The organism is Pseudomonas sp. GD04091 (genome assembly GCF_029836165.1).
Taxonomy (GTDB): domain Bacteria; phylum Pseudomonadota; class Gammaproteobacteria; order Pseudomonadales; family Pseudomonadaceae; genus Aquipseudomonas.
In genome coordinates this window covers 70,705-87,070 of sequence record NZ_JAOEBG010000005.1, presented here as the reverse complement: position 1 = coordinate 87,070, position 16,366 = coordinate 70,705, and the positions used below count along the sequence as shown (strand labels likewise).

16 protein-coding genes and 1 pseudogene are annotated in these 16,366 nt (G+C 63.5%); 13 read left to right on the top strand and 4 right to left on the bottom strand.

Going from position 1 to position 16,366, the window contains the following annotated elements; translation table 11 throughout:
- The first annotated feature begins 43 nt into the window (after positions 1-43).
- Positions 44-946 (top strand): LysR substrate-binding domain-containing protein, encoded by a 903-nt coding sequence (locus tag N7422_RS08570; protein WP_279806144.1) that lies wholly within the window; start codon positions 44-46, stop codon positions 944-946.
- Positions 939-1,301, top strand: a complete 363-nt coding sequence (locus N7422_RS08565) for an MmcQ/YjbR family DNA-binding protein (protein WP_279806143.1) — start codon at positions 939-941, stop codon at positions 1,299-1,301. The genes N7422_RS08570 and N7422_RS08565 overlap by 8 nt, the downstream gene beginning before the upstream one ends.
- A 17-nt stretch (positions 1,302-1,318) precedes the next feature.
- Here N7422_RS08565 and N7422_RS08560 read toward each other — a convergent pair whose 3' ends face one another.
- Complete coding sequence (locus tag N7422_RS08560; RefSeq protein ID WP_279806142.1) at positions 1,319-1,741, bottom strand: DUF1294 domain-containing protein; 423 nt, start codon at positions 1,739-1,741, stop codon at positions 1,319-1,321.
- Position 1,742: 1 nt separating this feature from the next.
- Positions 1,743-2,573, bottom strand: a complete 831-nt coding sequence (locus N7422_RS08555; RefSeq protein ID WP_279806141.1) for an undecaprenyl-diphosphate phosphatase — start codon at positions 2,571-2,573, stop codon at positions 1,743-1,745.
- Between the two features lie 299 nt (positions 2,574-2,872).
- Here N7422_RS08555 and N7422_RS08550 point away from each other — a divergent pair, with 299 nt between their 5' ends.
- The 10 genes and pseudogenes from N7422_RS08550 to N7422_RS08505 all read left to right on the top strand — a co-directional run bounded on the left by N7422_RS08550 (position 2,873) and on the right by N7422_RS08505 (position 13,683).
- Complete coding sequence (locus N7422_RS08550; protein WP_279806140.1) at positions 2,873-4,507, top strand: methyl-accepting chemotaxis protein; 1,635 nt, start codon at positions 2,873-2,875, stop codon at positions 4,505-4,507.
- A 213-nt stretch (positions 4,508-4,720) separates the two neighbouring features.
- Complete coding sequence (gene pnuC, locus N7422_RS08545) at positions 4,721-5,287, top strand: nicotinamide riboside transporter PnuC (RefSeq protein WP_279806139.1); 567 nt, start codon at positions 4,721-4,723, stop codon at positions 5,285-5,287.
- The gene (locus N7422_RS08540; protein ID WP_279806138.1) at positions 5,284-5,835 is read left to right on the top strand and encodes an AAA family ATPase; all 552 of its coding nucleotides are present in this window, start codon (positions 5,284-5,286) and stop codon (positions 5,833-5,835) included. Before pnuC ends, N7422_RS08540 begins: the two co-directional genes overlap by 4 nt.
- Before the next feature lie 301 nt (positions 5,836-6,136).
- Positions 6,137-6,577: a hypothetical protein gene (locus N7422_RS08535; RefSeq protein WP_279806137.1), complete on the top strand. Its 441-nt coding sequence runs from the start codon at positions 6,137-6,139 to the stop codon at positions 6,575-6,577.
- 1 nt (position 6,578) lies between these two features.
- The gene (locus tag N7422_RS08530; protein WP_279806136.1) at positions 6,579-7,151 is read left to right on the top strand and encodes an adhesin; all 573 of its coding nucleotides are present in this window, start codon (positions 6,579-6,581) and stop codon (positions 7,149-7,151) included.
- A 51-nt stretch (positions 7,152-7,202) separates the two neighbouring features.
- Positions 7,203-8,516, top strand: a complete 1,314-nt coding sequence (locus N7422_RS08525) for a heme utilization protein (protein WP_279806135.1) — start codon at positions 7,203-7,205, stop codon at positions 8,514-8,516.
- Between the two features lie 64 nt (positions 8,517-8,580).
- Positions 8,581-9,261: a C39 family peptidase gene (locus N7422_RS08520; RefSeq protein WP_279806134.1), complete on the top strand. Its 681-nt coding sequence runs from the start codon at positions 8,581-8,583 to the stop codon at positions 9,259-9,261.
- 33 nt (positions 9,262-9,294) lie between these two features.
- On the top strand, positions 9,295-10,032 hold the full coding sequence (locus tag N7422_RS08515; protein WP_279806133.1) for a hypothetical protein: 738 nt from the start codon (positions 9,295-9,297) through the stop codon (positions 10,030-10,032).
- Between the two features lie 46 nt (positions 10,033-10,078).
- A complete protein-coding gene (locus N7422_RS08510) occupies positions 10,079-11,359 on the top strand; it encodes a hypothetical protein (RefSeq protein ID WP_279806132.1) in 1,281 nt (426 codons plus the stop codon).
- A gap of 107 nt (positions 11,360-11,466) precedes the next feature.
- Positions 11,467-13,683 (top strand): annotated as a pseudogene (locus N7422_RS08505) (LTA synthase family protein).
- A 24-nt stretch (positions 13,684-13,707) separates the two neighbouring features.
- Here the strand turns inward: N7422_RS08505 and N7422_RS08500 are convergent.
- On the bottom strand, positions 13,708-15,033 hold the full coding sequence (locus N7422_RS08500; RefSeq protein ID WP_279806131.1) for a sigma-54 dependent transcriptional regulator: 1,326 nt from the start codon (positions 15,031-15,033) through the stop codon (positions 13,708-13,710).
- A gap of 332 nt (positions 15,034-15,365) precedes the next feature.
- Here N7422_RS08500 and N7422_RS08495 point away from each other — a divergent pair, with 332 nt between their 5' ends.
- On the top strand, positions 15,366-15,632 hold the full coding sequence (locus N7422_RS08495) for a hypothetical protein (protein WP_134689731.1): 267 nt from the start codon (positions 15,366-15,368) through the stop codon (positions 15,630-15,632).
- A gap of 103 nt (positions 15,633-15,735) precedes the next feature.
- On the opposite strand, the gene N7422_RS08490 is transcribed toward N7422_RS08495, so the two are convergent.
- Positions 15,736-16,350 carry a VWA domain-containing protein gene (locus tag N7422_RS08490; RefSeq protein WP_279806130.1) on the bottom strand — a complete coding sequence of 205 codons (615 nt, stop codon included), beginning with the start codon at positions 16,348-16,350 and terminating at the stop codon, positions 15,736-15,738.
- Positions 16,351-16,366: the final 16 nt, after the last annotated feature.

Below are 16,366 nucleotides of genomic sequence, written 5' to 3'. Positions count from 1 at the left end.
TTTGCGTTAGTTTGTTCCACTGATAGGACAACGGACTCTTCGCATGCAAGACCTCAACGACCTGTTCTACTTCGCCCGGGTGGTCGAAGCCGGTGGATTCGCCGCCGCCGGACGCCAACTGGGGATCCCCAAGTCGCGCCTGTCGCGGCGCATCGCCGAGCTGGAGGAGCGCCTGGGCACCCGCCTGCTGCAACGCACCACCCGGCAGCTCAAGTTGACCGCCGTGGGCGAGCGATACCTGAGTCATTGCCAGGCCATGCTGTTGGAAGCCGAGATGGCGGACGAAGTGGTGGCGAGCATGTCCAGCGAGCCACGAGGCCGGTTGCGGGTGTCCTGCCCCGTGGCGCTGGCCCATGCCTTCCTGCCCGGCGTGATCAGTCGCTTCCTCGCGCAGTATCCTCAGGTCCAGCTCGACATGGTGCTGCTCAACCGCCGAGTCGACTTGATTTCCGAGGGCATCGACGTGGCGCTGCGCGTGCGTGACCTGGGCGACGAGGACCCGGCCCTGGTCACCCGGCGCCTGCGCCAGGCGCAGATGCAACTGGTGGCCGCGCCAGGGTTTGCCGACCACATCCGTGAACCTGCGCAGCTGGCGAGCCTGCCGGTACTGGGCGCGGCCGAGGCGGATCGCCTGGTGCACTTCCGCCTGCTGGGCCCCAATGGCCGTCAGGAAGAACTGGCGCTGGAGCCGCGCCTGGCGATCGACGATTTCGTCGTGCGTAACGCCGCCGTGCGCGCCGGCCTGGGCTTCACCGCCCTGCCCAGCATGTTCTGCGAGGAAGAACTGGCGCGCGGTGAACTGGTGCGCCTGTTGCCGGACTGGTCGCTGCCCGGCGGCTTCCTTCAGGCGGTCTATCCGCATCGGCGCGGCCTGCTGCCAGCGGTGCGGGTGTGGATTGATCACCTGGCGGCGTCATTCGAAGCCTGTGGAGAGCGTTATGTCTGAGAACAGGATGACGGCAGAGCAGGTCGCGGTATTTTGCCTGGGCCTGCCCGGAGCGCGTGAGGACTACAAGTGGGGCGGTATTCGCGTGTTTTCCGTAGCCGGCAACAAGATGTTCGCAGTGTTGGACCTGGCAGGGGCCGGACTGTCGTTCAAGGTGGCCGATGAACTGTTCCTGGGCTACTGCGATCGCCCGGGGGTTCGTCCGGCGCCCTATCTGGCGCGGGCGAAGTGGATCAGCATGCTGGCGCCCTACCCCATGGGCCGCGATGAACTGAGCGATCTGCTGCGCCGCTCGCACCAACTGGTGGTGCGGCGCTTGCCCAAGCGCTCGCAGGTGGGGCTGCTGCTCGACTGAGCGGCGCGCCATCAGGCTCAGAGCACCCCGGCCAGCCAGCGTCCGCCCAACAGCAGGTGATCGACCCAGAACAGCTGGTGCACCAGGACGATGCACCAGAACACCGCCTGATAAGACACCTTGCGGGTCTTGTGCCGAAACAGCTGTTGCGCCAGCAGCGCTCCCGGCCAGCCGCCCAGCAGTTCGCTGGCATGCAGCACCTTTTCCGGCGTGCGCCAGGCCTGGGTGCGCGCCTGTTGCTTGTCCTGCCAATACAGCAACAGGCTGACCAGGCTCATGGCCGGGTACAGCGCCAGGGGAATCCAGGACTGCCCCCCCAGGCCCATCTGCAATGCCCCCAGCAGCGGCAACAAGCACAATGCCGCCAGCACCAGCGACTTCATGCGCGCATTGCGCACGCCTTGCTCCAGCCGTCCGGAAGCCCCCTGCATGCGCGCCATGTCAGCCGTGCGCCGTCGACCAGTCGACCCAACCGAACTCCCAGGTGGCCAGGATCAGCAGGCCGAAGGCGATACGGTACCAGGCGAAGACCGCATAGCTGTGGTTGGCGATGAACTTGAGCAGCCCGCGCACGGCGATCATGGCAAAGATGAACGACACCACGAACCCCAGCGCGAACACTGGCAGATCACCCGGCTGGAACAGTTCACGGTACTTGTAACCCGAGTACACCGCCGCGCCGACCATGGTCGGCATTGCCAGGAAGAACGAGAACTCGGTCGCGGCCTTGCGCGACAGGCCGAACAACAGGCCACCGATGATGGTCGAACCGGAACGCGAAGTGCCGGGAATCATGGCCAGGCACTGGACGAAGCCAATCTTCAGCGCATGGTGCCAACGCATGTCGTCGACCTGATCGACCTCCACCCGGTGCTGCCGGCGCTCGGCCCAGAGCATGATCACACCGCCCACCACCAGTGCCGCGGCCACGGTGATGGGGTTGAACAGGTATTCGTGGATCAGATCGGCGAACAGCACACCCAGCACCACCGCTGGCATGAACGCGATCAGCAGGTTGGCGGTGAAGCGTCGCGCCGGCGCTTGCGTCGGCAGGCCCACCACCACATCGAAGATCTTGCGGCGAAACTCCCAGACCACCGCCAGGATCGCGCCCAGCTGGATGATGATGTTGAACGCCATCGCGCGTTCACCGCCGAAACCGATCAGATCGGCGACGATGATCTGGTGCCCGGTACTCGAAATCGGCAGGAACTCCGTCAGGCCCTCGACCACGCCCAAGATGATTGCCTGCATGGCACTCCAAAAATCCATCATTCCCCCAAGTGCGACGCTGCGCGTAACAGGCCGCTTGTTTTGATTTACATGTTCATGCCGCACGCGGCGCGTGCTTTTTACAGCGACAGTGGGTCACAACGCCAGCTGAAACGTTCAGCAACCTAAAGGTTTCATCCACGGCGGCCGAGATCCTAACAGAGCATGGGTTTCAAGACTCGCCTTACCTGCAACACGGATTTACCTGAAGCACACATTAGCCGTTGGTCGAGTGGGGACTGGCCACAAAGCATGCTTGGATGCCTTCGACAAAAAGAACAACACTGGAGTAACGCATCATGAAGACCCTGAGGTCGATGTCGATCAGCCGCCGCCTGTGGCTGATCCTGCTGGTGGCCGTGGCCATGCTGCTGGTGCTGGGCCTGCTGATGCTGCGTCAGCTCCATGGCGACCTGTACCAGGCCAAGGCCGAGAAAACCCGCCACGTGGTGCAGACCGCCGCCGGCGTGCTGGCCTACTACCAGGGCCTGGAAGCGGCCGGCACCCTCACCCGCGAGGCCGCCCAGCAGCAGGCCCTGCAAGTGGTGCGCGAATTGCGCTACGACCAGAGCGACTACTTCTGGATCAACGACCTGCAGCCAAAGATGGTCATGCACCCGGCCAACCCCAAGCTCGACGGCCAGGACCTGTCTGCCATTCGCGATCCCGACGGTTTTGCCGTGTTCAACGAGATGGTCGCCCTGGCCCGCAGCCAGGGCGCCGGGCCGGTCGATTATCGCTGGCCCAAGCCCGGCGCCAGCGAGCCGGTGGCCAAGACGTCCTACATCCAGCTGTTCAAGCCGTGGGGCTGGATCATCGGCTCGGGGGTGTACATCGACGATGTGCAGGCCGAGTTCGCCCGGCAACTGCGCGATGCCTCGCTGGTCGGTCTGGGCATCGCCCTGGTGATGGCCCTGCTGGTGCTGCTGATCGCCCGCAGCATTGCCCGCCCGCTGCAGGAAGCGGTGCAGGCCATGGGCAATATTGCCAGCGGCGAAAGCGACCTGACCCGACGCCTGGATACCCATGGCCGCGACGAGATCACCCACCTGGGCGAACACTTCAACCGCTTCAACGGCAAGCTGCAAGGGGTGATCGGCCAGTTGCAGGGCGCCGCCCACGCCCTGGCCGAGTCGGCCAGCCACGTCGGTGACAACGCCGGCTCCGCCCAGGCACGCAGTGCCCAGCAGTCGCTGCAGATGGACCAGGTGGCCACCGCTGTCAACGAAGTCACCTATGCCGTGCAGGATGTAGCCCGACACGCCGAGCAGGCCGCCAGCGAGATGCGCAATGCCCAGGCCCAGGTGGGCCACGGCCAGCAGGCCATCCATGGCAGCCTGCAACAGATCGACCGACTTTCGGCGACCATCGACCAGGCCGTCCAGGTGATCCGCGAACTGGCCAGCCACAGCACCCGGATCGGCGGCGTGCTCGAAGTGATCCGCTCGATCGCCGAGCAGACCAACCTACTGGCCCTCAATGCCGCCATCGAGGCAGCGCGTGCCGGCGAACAGGGGCGCGGCTTCGCCGTGGTCGCCGACGAGGTGCGCCTGCTGGCCCAGCGCACCGCGCAGTCGACCGCCGAGATCCAGACCATGATCGAGCACCTGCAAGGCCAGTCGGAAGCGGCGGTACGAGCCATCGACACCAGCAGCGAAGCCTCGCGCCAGACCGTCGAGCAGGCCCGCGAGGCGGGCACCAGCCTCGACGCGATCAGCCAGGCGCTGGGCAACCTTGGCGCGCTCAACGCCTCGATCGCCAGTGCCACGCTGCAGCAATCGCACGTGGTGGAAGAAATCAACCGCAACGTCACCGAAACCGCTGGCCTGTCGCAGCAGACCGCCGAGGCGGCCCGGCAGTCCAGCGATGCCGGCTCCGCGCTGGCCCGCCTGAGCGAGGAGCTGGAACAGTTGCTGCGCCAGTTCAGGGTCTAGCAGCGGCACGCCTTCATCAGGGCTGCCGCGCAGCCCATCGCGCGGCCACCTGCCTTGCGCCATCCCGGCAGGGAAAAGCGTAAATCCCGATCATTGCGCAAGGCAGCCGCTGCCACAGAAGCCGTGGCCTCGGAGGCTGCCTTGCGCGAATGGCTTGAAGCGTGCGGCTCGAAACTTGTAGCATCCCGACCTTTCCCCGCCCAAGGATCGCCGATGTCCGGCCTCGAACTCTTCGCCGCCGTGCTCGGCGTCATCGCCGTCTGGCTCACCGTCAAGCAGAACCCCTGGTGCTGGCCGATCGGTTTGGTGATGGTGGTGCTGTACAGCTGGATCTTCTACGAGGTGAAACTGTACTCGGACATGCTCCTGCAACTGGTCTACGCGGTGCTGCAGCTGTATGGCTGGTGGCAGTGGACCCGGCCCGACCGGGTCGAGGATGCGCGCCAGGTCACCCGCCTGGCTCCAGCGCCCATGCTCAAGGGCCTGGCCGCCGGCCTGCTGGCCAGCCTGCTGTTGGGCGCGGGCATGGCGCACTGGACCGACGCCGCCCAGCCCTGGCTGGATGCCGCGCTCACCGGCTTCAGCCTGGTCGCGCAACTGTGGATGGCGCAGAAGCGTCTGCAATGCTGGGCCCTGTGGGTCGTGGTGGACGTGATCTTCGTCGGCCTGTTCCTGTACAAGGGCCTTTACCTTACCGCCGCACTCTATGCCCTGTTCACCCTGATCGCCGTGCGTGGCTGGCTGGAGTGGCGCCGCGATCCGGCGCTGGCCTGCGCATGAAGGTCCTGGTGCTGTGCGGTCCGGAATCCAGCGGCAAAAGCTGGTTGAGCGGCGAGATCCAGGCGCATTTCGGTGGCGTGCTGGTGGGCGAGTACGTACGTCACTTCATGGAACGCGAACAACGCGACACCTGCTACGCCGACATCCCCACCATTGCCCGCGGCCAGCTGGCCTGGGAAGATCAGGCCCGGGCCCAGGCCCCGGATCTGTTGATCCTAGACACCCACCTGCTCAGCAACATCCTGTGGAGCCGAGCGCTGTTCGGTGATTGCCCTGCCTGGCTCGAACAGGCACTCGCCGCCCGGCACTATGACCTGCACCTGCTGCTTCGTCCGGAAGGCGTGCGATGGGTGGGCGATGGCTTGCGCTGCCAACCCCGGCTGGAGGAACGGCAGATGTTCTTCGACGATAGCCTTGCCTGGCTGCAACGCCATCGGCAGACGGTGCAGATCATCGATGGCGACTGGCCCCAGCGCAGCGCGGCAGTAATGAGCGCGGTCCAGCGCCTGCTGGATGGCAAAGCGCCCGTTTGCCCCACCGAGTGTTAAGCCACTGATACACTTTGGCGGTCCAAGTCCCCGTATTTGCGGGTATCCCACCGACTTCGGGGCTAGTGTCACGCCGGTGAAACACCTCCACGAAAACCGCCTCTGTGCCCCGCCGCCGCCGAGCCTGGCGCCTGTCAGCCCGGCGATGTGTCTCAACGCTGATACAACAAAATCCCGGCGCCCATTACCTTGACTCGCAAGGCCTTGATTCAGAAGCGCTAAGCAAAACCGGCACAGCTTCTGCTCTCCTTCTCGCAACACGCGGCTACAAAGCCGCCACGCTGAAGAAGGAATGGCCATCGTGGGGAAAACAGACAAAGGCATGTACCGCTTCCTGCTGCTCGGATGCGTATTGGGATCGAGCCTCGGCCTGCCGGTCCAGGCCGAAAACGGCATCGTCGTCATCACACGCGAAGTCCAGACACGCAATGCAATCCGTGCGCCACTGATCCCCGATCCCAGCCCGGTCACCGTCAACACCAACCCCTCCGCGCACATCCTCAAACAGACCCATGAGCTGAGTGACGGCGACTTCGCCAACATCAGCAGCGGCGCTGGCATCAACTCGCTGATCACCCAGCAGACCAACAACATCGGCGCCAACATCAGCAACCAGACCCAGCTGCCCAACATCGCCGGCGGACGTGGCTCGGGCGGTGGCGGCAACGGCATCGCCAACATGGTCAACTCGAACGTCCAGCAAGGCCTGGGCGCGCTGAAGATCCTCACCGGAGGCCAGTGACATGAGGCATACCTTGCTGTTCCTGGCCACCCTGTGCAGTGCATCGACTTTCGCCCAGTCCCCGGTGGTCAACAACGCCACCATCGACAGCTCGGGGGCCCGCTACGAAGGTAACCTGGGGGTCAACCAGGCGGCCGGCGACCAGCAGCAACAGGTCAACGCCCGGGCCATCGCCATTGGCCATGATGCCCAGGCGACCACCCAGATCCACCAACGCCTGCGCACCCATGTCGATCCAGCGATCGATGCACAGGCCAGCATCCAGGGCGATGCGTTCAGCCGCGGCAACGGCATCCTGGGGGTCAACCAGAGCGCCGGCGCCAGCAACCAGCAAGCCAATGCACTGCGCATCAGCGTCAGTGCTCAACCGCAAAGCATCGACGACAGCGTCCTTCTGCAACAGAACGTGGCGCTGCTCAACAGCTCGGATTCGACCGCACCGACACCCGGCCATCGCCAGGTCAGCACCAGCGACCAGGCATTCACCGGTAGCCGCGGCGTGGTGCAGTTGAATCAGAGTGCCGGGGTGGGAAACCGAACGGCCAACACCCTGAGCATCCGGGTCGCGGATTGACCCAAACCGGCAGCAACAACACTTAACCTAAGAAAAGTACGGAGAATCACCATGAAACCCTCGATGGCACTCAAGCCTCTGGTTTTCGCAATTGCTGCGATCATGGCTGTAGCTGTACAAGCTGGGCAGAATGATCCGCGTGGCCATGGCCACAACAATGGCCACGGCCATAACAACGGTCATCACACCCCTCCTCCTACCAAGATCCCTGTGTATGCCACCGCCAATGCCTGGGACAAGCAAAGCAGCACTGGCAACCGCATCCGCAACGAAGGGACCGTGAACGAAGCCGAAATGAGCAGCTCGGCCTCCGGCACCAGCGGCAACGTCGGTGTCAACGTGGCCGCCGGCGCCGGCAACCAGCAGGATAACGCCGCCGCCATTGCCAACGCTGGCGCCGACTCCAGCCTGGACAACACCTTCGTGTTCGGCTCCGCCTCGGCCACCGCCGATGTGCGTCAGTACAGCAACAACAACCGGGTCGACAACTACGGCACCACCAACTCCGGCATCATGAGCGGCTCCGGCAACAACGGCAGCGGCAACATGGGCATCAACATTGCCGGTGGCGACCTCAACCAGCAGAAAAACACCATGGCCATTGCCAACTCCAATGCGCCACTGGGCAACGCAACCGCAACCGCCTCTGCCGACCAGAACGGCCCAGGGCTGGTCGTGAACAACAACGCCGACCGCACCTACCGGGTCGATACGCTGTCGTTCACCACCACCCAGACTGGCAGCGCCTCGTACAACAAGGACTCCAGCTACAGCAAGGACCAGAGCGCCTCGTCGAGCTGGGAAGCCGCCGGCGCCAAGAGCTGGAATGCCAGTGGCTCCAACAGCGCCAACGCCAGCGGATCGCGTAGCCATGAGTCGGCCTCTTCGGCAAGCGGTTCTCTGAACGCTTCGCTGGAAGCCTCGGCGAATGGCAGCGTGACCCAGACCCAGGACTATGGCCGCCATGAGCGCAGCCGCACCGACTCGTTCGATGCATCGCTGAGCGCTTCGATCGACGCGTCGTATGACAAGTCGCGCGAGAAGTCTTCCAGCTCCTCGTTCGAGAAGGCCTACGACTCTTCGTTCGAGAAAGCCTACGACTCCTCGTACGAAAAATCGGGTAGCAGCGCTTCCGAGTCGTCGAAGTCGGGCTCGAAGAGCTTCGCCGAGTCCAGCTCGTACGACCTGAGCAACACCGTGTCCTTCCAGGTGCTGACTCCTACCGGCTGGGCCAACCCTGTGACCAACACCGCCACCCTGAGTGGCTCGGTGAATGGCGGCAGCGGCAACCTCGGCGTCAACGTGGCAGCCGGTGTGGGCAACCAGCAAAGCAACTCGCTGGCCATCTCCAACACCTCGTTCTGAGTGCCGTGACCATGAGGCCCCCTTCGGGGGGCCTTTCTTCGACAAAGACCAGGAGGCACCGACCATGCGTATGATCGCTCTGGCGTTTGTGCTGTGCATGGCCAGCTATGGCGAAGCGGCGCAGATGCCGCTTTCCGTGTTGCCGGGGGGGGCGGTGATCTACAAGCCCATCCAGAGCATACGCGAGCGCAAGTTCGCCGACCTGGTGCAACAGAAAACCGACTTCAGCTGCGGCGCCGCGTCGCTGGCAACCATCCTGCGCCAGGCCTACTGGCTGGACGTCGACGAACAACAGGTCATCGAGGGCATGCTGGCCCACGCCGACCAGGACCTGGTCCGGGTCCAGGGCTTCTCGATGCTCGACATGAAACGCTACGTGGAAAGCCTGGGCATGCGCGCCCGCGGTTACCGGGTAGCCGCCGACACCTTGACCAGCGTGCGTATCCCGGTGGTGGTCCTGATGGACATCCGTGGCTACAAGCACTTCGTGGTCTTGCAGAAAGTCGACAAGGGCTGGGTGTACATCGGTGATCCGGTACTGGGCCACAAGCGCTACAAGGTCGACGATTTCCTCAAAGGCTGGAACGGCATCATCTTCGCCGTCATCGGCCAGGGTTACGACAAGACCAATGCCTTGCTCGACCCGCCCCTGCCGCTGAGCGCCAAAGGCCGTGTCAACACGTTCACCCCGGTGAAGGATGCCGAACTGATGGACTTTGGTTTCATCCGCAGCGACTTCTTCTAATGACAATCGAGCACGACGCTCCGGGAGTATCCGATGAAGACCCCAGCCTGGCTCACCCTGATCTGCCTGGCCGCCGCCCTGCCGACCCAGGCAGAGACGTTCAAACCCATTGAACTGAAGGATCAGGAGCTGGCGAACTTGCGGGGTCGCTATGTGATGCCCGGGCGAATCGTCAGTTTCGGCGTCGTCATGACCAGCACCTGGCAGAACGCCAACGGCGACATCATCGGGGCGACCTCCTCGATGCAGATCCAGCAGACGACCATCAAGCCCCAGTTCTACGTATCGATGATCGACAAGAAAGGAACGGGCACGACGAGTGCGCAGGGCACCGGCGCCGTCACCGGGGGCGGTGGCCTCAACACGACCGAGGGTGTCACCCAGATCGTGCGGGCGGCCGGCGACAACAACAGCGCCTACAACAATGTCGACATCAACGTCAGCAAGGCCAACCAGGCGCCGGACGCGCCCCAGCAAGGGCAGGTGCTGGCCACCGGCTCGACGCTGGTCGGCGCCAATGGCGCGGGCTCGATGAGCGTGTCGGCGACCGGCTCCGGCGTGCAGCTCAACGTGGTGGCCAACAACAACCAGGGCAGCACCCTGCAGCGCATCGCCGAAGGCGGGCTGATGCAGAACGCCACGCTGCTTGGCAACGGCAACCAGGTCAGCAACCTTACCTCGCTCAATGTCGTGCTGCGGGACAATGTGGCCACCAGCTCGCTGAACGGCAACCTTGACCAGCTCAAAGGACTTCGCGCGCTCGGATACTGATCTACGCTGTGTCTCATCGTATGTAGTCAGAAGGGACGGCTAATCCATGCAACGATCGTCGAGCTTCAGAGCTGTAGTCTGTTTGAGTACTCTGGTCCCCGCCACAGCGCTGTATGCAGCTCCGGACCCACAGGTCGAGGCATTGAAGCAGGAACTGCGCGAGCTCAAGCAACGCTACGAAGCCCAGCAGAACGCCCTGATGGTGCTCGAGCAGCGTGTGCGCCAGGTCGAGGAAGCGCCTGCGGCGCCGCCCCCAAAGCGTCTGACCAAATCCCCTTCGACGCCGGCCAAGGGCGCGCAGACCGTGGCCTCGGGCTCGCCTGGCAGCGCCGGCAGTTCGTATGGCCAGTCGCTCAGGGACGATTCGGAGCCGGCGCAGAGCGTTTCCAACCTGTACGACGAAGCCAGCGGCTTCTTCGGCGGCGGCAAGTTCAGCTTCGAGACCGGCCTGACCTATACGCACTACGACACCCGGGCGCTGACGCTCAACGGTTTTCTGGCGCTGGACTCGATCTTCCTCGGCAACATCAACCTCGACCGCATCAAGGCGAACAACTGGACCCTGGACCTGACCGCCCGCTACAACCTGGACCAACGTTGGCAGTTCGACATCAACGTGCCGGTGGTCTACCGCGAATCCACGTATTCCTCAGGTGGTGCCGGCGGCTCAGGCCCGGCCACTTCCGACGCCTCCGTCACCCGCGACCCTACCATCGGCGACATCAACGTGGGTATTGCCTACAAATTCCTCGACGAGTCGGAAAACCTGCCCGACGCGGTCGTCACCCTGCGCGTCAAGGCCCCCACCGGCAAGGACCCTTACGGCATCAAGCTGGTCGAGGATCCGACCAACAACAACCTGTCGGTGCCCGAGAGCCTGCCGACCGGCAACGGGGTCTGGGCGATCACGCCCGGGATCTCGCTGGTCAAGACGTTCGACCCGGCCGTCCTGTTCGCCAGCCTGTCCTACACCTACAACATGCAGGACTCGTTCAGCGACATCAGCCCGCAGGTCAACAGCAAGGTGCCTGGCGATGTGAAACTGGGCGACTCCTGGCAGATCGGCGGCGGTATCGCCTTCGCCCTCAACGAACGAATGAGCATGTCGTTCTCGGTCACCGACCAGTTTGCCCGCAAGAGCAAGATCAAGCCCGATGGCGGCGACTGGCAGTCGATCACCAACAGCGACTACAACGCCGCGAACTTCAACGTCGGCCTGACCTTTGCCGCCACCGACAACCTGACCATCGTCCCCAACCTCTCGATCGGCCTGACCGAGGACGCGCCCGACTTCTCGTTCAGCCTGAAATTCCCGTACTACTTCTGAGCCCCTCCGGGCCCGGCTATGGGCCCGGCATTTGGTTACCGGTTTTGTAGCGTCCGGCTTTCCTGCCATCGGCCTGTTATCATCCAGCACAATTTTGTGACGGTTTAATGGCATTTAAGGAAGGTTTTGTGAACAAGCTGCTCGGTCACCCTCGCGCCCGCGTTGCCACCATGGCAATCCTGGTGCTGGTGATACCCATGGCCGCACGCGCCCTGCTGGGCTGGTCAGACCCGTTCGGTTATCTGTCGGACCTGGCGATCGGCAGCCTGCTGATACTGGCGCTGCACCGACGCCCCTGGTGGCTGGCGCTGCCGGTGCTGTTGGCCTGGGGCAGCCTGTGGATCGCCTCGGCAGAGCTGGTCAGCGCTGTCGGCAGGCTACCCACCATCGACGATCTGACGTACCTGTTCGATCCCCAGTTCATGGAAAACTCCACCGGCAGCGGACTGACCCACGCCTGGCTGCCCGTGCTCCTGACCCTGGGGCTTGGCGCCTGGCTCGCGAGCCTGCGCCGGGGCTCGCGCAGCGCCGCACTGCCACGACGCGCCTGGGCCATTCCCCTGTCACTGTTCGTACTGCACTGGAGCGCCCAGCACCTTGCGCCATCGGACGCCGATCAATGGCGGCAATTCAATCTCAGCCATCAGGCGCTCAGCGCCGCCACTGGCAGTGTCCAGCGCCTGGCGCTGAGCACGATGGGCCAGACCGCTTCCGTCACTGCGCTGCCCAGCACCGGTCTGACCCAGACCGACCTTACCGGGCGCCGGCTGCTGGATGGCGCGGGCAGCGCCCGCAACCTGTTGATCATCACGGTCGAAGGCATCCCTGGCGCCTACGTGCGCCCCAACCGCGAGGCCCTGGGCAGTCGCTTCCAGCAGAACCTCATGCCCAGACTCGACCAATGGGCCGAACGCGGCATGAGCACACCCGACTACGTGCTGCATACTCACCAGACCATTCGCGGCCTCTACGCGATGCTCTGCGGCGACTATGACAAATTGGCCAACGGCACGCCCAAAGGCGTGGAACTGCTCACCCAGAACCAACGCAACCAGGCCTGCCTGCCGGCGCAACTGCGCCAGGCTGGCTTCACCACCCACTACCTGCAAGGCGCCGGCCTGCGTTTCATGGCCAAGGACCGGATCATGCCGCACATCGGCTTCGACTCGGTGCATGGCCAGGAGTGGTTCGGCAACGCCAACTATCTCGAATTCCCCTGGGGCAAGGATGACCGCGCCTTCTTCGAAGGCGCGCTGGACTACGTGGGCGAGCTGCGCAGGCAGCCGCAGCCCTGGATGCTCACGCTGCTCACCGTTGGCACTCATCAGCCCTATTCCGCACCCGAGACGTACCTGCAACGCCATGACACCGCCAAACAGGCAGCCGTGGCGTACCTGGACGATGCGCTGGGCGACTTCCTCGACAACCTCGAACGCCAGGGTGTGCTCAAGGACACCCTGGTGGTCGTCACCTCGGACGAGTCCCACGGCATCGACGGCGTACGCCTGGCTTCGGCCTGGGGCTTCAATCTCACGCTCGCGCCGGAACAGGCACAACTGCCCAGCCTCAAGAAAGGCACCTATGGTCATATCGACCTGACCACGTCGCTGCTCGACTACTTCGCCCTGCCGATTCCGGTGGCACTGGGAGGGCGCTCGCTGTATCGCGACTATGACAGTGGCCGTGAAATGATTTCCTACACCAACGGTGTCCTGCGCTATCACGATGGCCAAGGCACCTTGAACGAATGCGACTTCCAGCAACGTTGCCGACGCTATGCCAGCCAAGGCTTCATCGCCGACCAGGCCAAGTTCCTCGGTCGGGGCGAGGACACGCTCGGGCCGCAGCTCAACCTGCTGGCCGCCAACCTGGACCAGTCGCTACTGCAGACACCGCTCAATCTGCGGTACCAGTTCGGTGGCCCGGCCCCCATCGCCCTGCAGGAGCGCATTCGCGACGATTGGGCGGACAACCTGATCGGCGCGCAGTATCTGGAAATGCCGGAAGGCACACGTACCAAGGTCCGCCTCAAGGTCCGCGCCCTCGACCCACAGCGCTAGGCCTTCATCCGCCTGAAAGCCAAAGAGCTGGAGCAGGATGTACAACTGGGGCTGCCCGAGGAGATGCTGGTGACGGCCGATCAGCCGCTGGAGATGGAGTTCGACTTCGACAACCCGACCGTGCGCAAGGCGTTTTCCTTCCATCTGCTGGGGTATGGCGGCGGCGAGGTGGAGGTCAGTGATTTCAGTGTGATCACTGCCATGCCGGGTGAGGAGGAAACGGAAGAGGAACTGGCTGACGGGCATATCGCCCAATCGAGCTGAGCCGCAACCTGTCGGGTACCTGTTTCAGCGAATCTGGTGCTTGTGCAGCAACCGATAGAACGTCGGCCGTGATACGCCGAGCACCTTCGCCGCGATACTCAGGTTGTCACTGTGCCGGCTCAGTACATCGCAGAGCGCCTGGCGCTCTGCCCGGTGCTTGTAATCCTCCAGCGTCCCCAGCGGCTGATCCTGCTCGTGCAGCTCCTGCAAGCCCAGGTCCTGCGCCTCGATCTGCCGGCCTTCGGCCAGCACCAGGCCGCGCCTCACTCGGTTGGCCAGTTCACGTACATTGCCCGGCCAATCGTGTCGCCCCATGGCGGCCAGCGCGCTTTCGCTGAACGAACGTGGACGCCTCCCCGTTTCCAGGCTGTAGAACTGCGAGAAGTGGCTGGCCAGCATCGACAGGTCGCCATGCCGGTCGCGCAGCGGGGCGGTGATCACTTGCAGCACGTTGAGGCGGTAATACAGATCCTCGCGAAACCGCCCCTGCCCTATCGCCTTTTCCAGGTCGACGTGCGTCGCCGCCAAAACCCTGACGTCCACCGCGATGGGCTGGTTGCCGCCTACCCGCTCGATATGTTTTTCCTGCAGGAAGCGCAGTAGATTGGCTTGCAGCTCCAAGGGAAGATCGCCGATTTCATCGAGAAACAATGTGCCACCGTTGGCCGCTTCGATGCGCCCCACCTTGCGTTGATGGGCCCCGGTGAATGCGCCTTTCTCGTGGCCGAACAGTTCGGACTGGATCAGGTGCTCCGGGATAGCGCCGCAGTTGATGGCGATGAACGGCTTGTCGCGACGCTGCGACTGGCGATGCAGGGTGCGCGCCACCAACTCCTTGCCGGTGCCGCTCTCACCTCGGATCAGCACAGGTGATTCAGTGGGCGCGAGCTTGCCGAGCAGCTTGCGCAGCTCGCGGATCAGCCGGCTTTCACCCAACAGTTCGTGCTCGGGCTCGTCCACCCGTATCGCCCCTTTGCCGCGCAGGCGCGCCATGCCGAAGGCCCGGCCCAGGGTTACCTGGACCCGCGAGACATCGAACGGCAGGGTGTGAAAGTCGAAGAACCACTCACAAACGAAATCGCCGACATTCTGCAACCGCAGTTCTTCGGCGCTCAGTACGGCGATCCACTCGGTATTGCTGCGCTTGATCAGGTCCTTGACCGCCTCGGGATGGCGCAGATGCGACACCTGCAGGCGGACTAGACCGACATCGCAAGGCTGCTCCAAGGCAGCCTCCAATGTACAGCTGCGCACATCCCAACCGACGCTGCGCAGGCCTGGCAACAGGCGATGGCAGTCATCACAGGGGTCGACGATCAACAGGCGGCGGTGGGCAGCAGTCTCGAGCATGACCTTTCCTTGGCGCCAGATTTTAGTTTTTCACGCATAAACAGTTAGTTGCGACGCCAAAATTAACAGTAGCAATGAACTTGACGCCCTCCATGACCGTTGGTCAGCCCATCTTTGTCACATAATCCTCATACGGGAATTTTTGCAAAAACCCGACGTCACACGCCGCACGCAATCACAGTATTGAATGCCCTGCCAAAAAAATTTCTGCGCACATGTGACTCAGGCACTGATCTGGAGCATCAGTACGATTAACCCCGCGTCGTAGAGTTTCGAACTTCTACATCGCGGAACTTTATTTCGCTGTTTGGGACCATGAGAGAGACCGAACCATGAATGCCCCGCTCCGTGTCAACGAAGCACTGCTGATCGCCGACCACGCCTTCGAACCCTTCCAGTGCGTTGCCTGGGATGCACCCAACGGTACTGGTGAGCTGAGCCTGGCAGTGATCGACCGGACCAGCACCCGTATCGGCAGCAAGCAAGTGTCCTCGCGGGTCTATTCCGACCCCGCGCAATGGGCCAGCCTGATCGAGGAAGTGCGCGCGGAACTGTCGCGCAAAGGGTATGACCTGCAACCTTGGTCAATGCCGAAGTGATGTACGTCGGATGCCACAAGTGCGTGCGGTTCACGCACTTGTGCAATTCACCTCTTTAACGACGACAAGTTTTCAATTGCGACATCTTGTCGCAAGTCTTCCTTCATTCGATCCGTTCGAACTGCTCGACATGTCGATATTCGGCATTTAATTGTTCGGCAAGTTGTCGTGCCCGCCCGACCCGTACCGCCGCCATTTCCATATCGACGAGCAACGTGCCACATGGCATGGGTTGTGGCGCGCGCCACTGTTGCAGGCGACCATCGGTCAGCACCAGACAGCGCTGAGTCTCGTGAGGCAGACGCTTGCCACGTGCCAGCAGCCATGTTCGCGCTTGCTCCAGTGCGGCGAACAATGGCGTCCCGCCCCCCGCGCCCAACGATCGCAACCAGGGTTGCAGCGCCGCCGACGCCTTGAGGCCACGACGTTGCCATTGTGGCTTGCTGCCACTGGCCGTCAGCAGTGCCAGGCGCGCGCGCTGCCTATAGGCCTGGTCGAACACACCGGCCAGCAGCCCTTTGGCCTGGGCCAACGCCTGATGCCGGCGGGTGGAAGCCGAGGCATCGACGATCACCAGCCACAGCTCGGGGGCCTGGGCCTGGCGCTGGCGCCAGCAAAGATCGGCGCGCAGGCGTGGCCGGCCTTTGAGCAAGGTCGGCAGCCAGGCGATACGGCCACTGTCCGCTGCGCGCGGGCGACCGCGAGCACTACCTGTCAAATGACCGACGCGGGGT

Bases quoted from the DNA above. Each gene is read 5' to 3' on its own strand.
- N7422_RS08570 (WP_279806144.1), top strand. From the start codon at position 44: ATGCAAGACCTCAACGACCTGTTCTACTTCGCCCGGGTGGTCGAAGCC.
- N7422_RS08565 (WP_279806143.1), top strand. From the start codon at position 939: ATGTCTGAGAACAGGATGACGGCAGAGCAGGTCGCGGTATTTTGCCTG.
- N7422_RS08560 (WP_279806142.1), bottom strand. From the start codon at position 1,741: ATGGCGCGCATGCAGGGGGCTTCCGGACGGCTGGAGCAAGGCGTGCGC.
- N7422_RS08555 (WP_279806141.1), bottom strand. From the start codon at position 2,573: ATGGATTTTTGGAGTGCCATGCAGGCAATCATCTTGGGCGTGGTCGAG.
- N7422_RS08550 (WP_279806140.1), top strand. From the start codon at position 2,873: ATGAAGACCCTGAGGTCGATGTCGATCAGCCGCCGCCTGTGGCTGATC.
- pnuC (WP_279806139.1), top strand. From the start codon at position 4,721: ATGTCCGGCCTCGAACTCTTCGCCGCCGTGCTCGGCGTCATCGCCGTC.
- N7422_RS08540 (WP_279806138.1), top strand. From the start codon at position 5,284: ATGAAGGTCCTGGTGCTGTGCGGTCCGGAATCCAGCGGCAAAAGCTGG.
- N7422_RS08530 (WP_279806136.1), top strand. From the start codon at position 6,579: ATGAGGCATACCTTGCTGTTCCTGGCCACCCTGTGCAGTGCATCGACT.
- N7422_RS08525 (WP_279806135.1), top strand. From the start codon at position 7,203: ATGAAACCCTCGATGGCACTCAAGCCTCTGGTTTTCGCAATTGCTGCG.
- N7422_RS08520 (WP_279806134.1), top strand. From the start codon at position 8,581: ATGCGTATGATCGCTCTGGCGTTTGTGCTGTGCATGGCCAGCTATGGC.
- N7422_RS08515 (WP_279806133.1), top strand. From the start codon at position 9,295: ATGAAGACCCCAGCCTGGCTCACCCTGATCTGCCTGGCCGCCGCCCTG.
- N7422_RS08510 (WP_279806132.1), top strand. From the start codon at position 10,079: ATGCAACGATCGTCGAGCTTCAGAGCTGTAGTCTGTTTGAGTACTCTG.
- N7422_RS08500 (WP_279806131.1), bottom strand. From the start codon at position 15,033: ATGCTCGAGACTGCTGCCCACCGCCGCCTGTTGATCGTCGACCCCTGT.
- N7422_RS08495 (WP_134689731.1), top strand. From the start codon at position 15,366: ATGAATGCCCCGCTCCGTGTCAACGAAGCACTGCTGATCGCCGACCAC.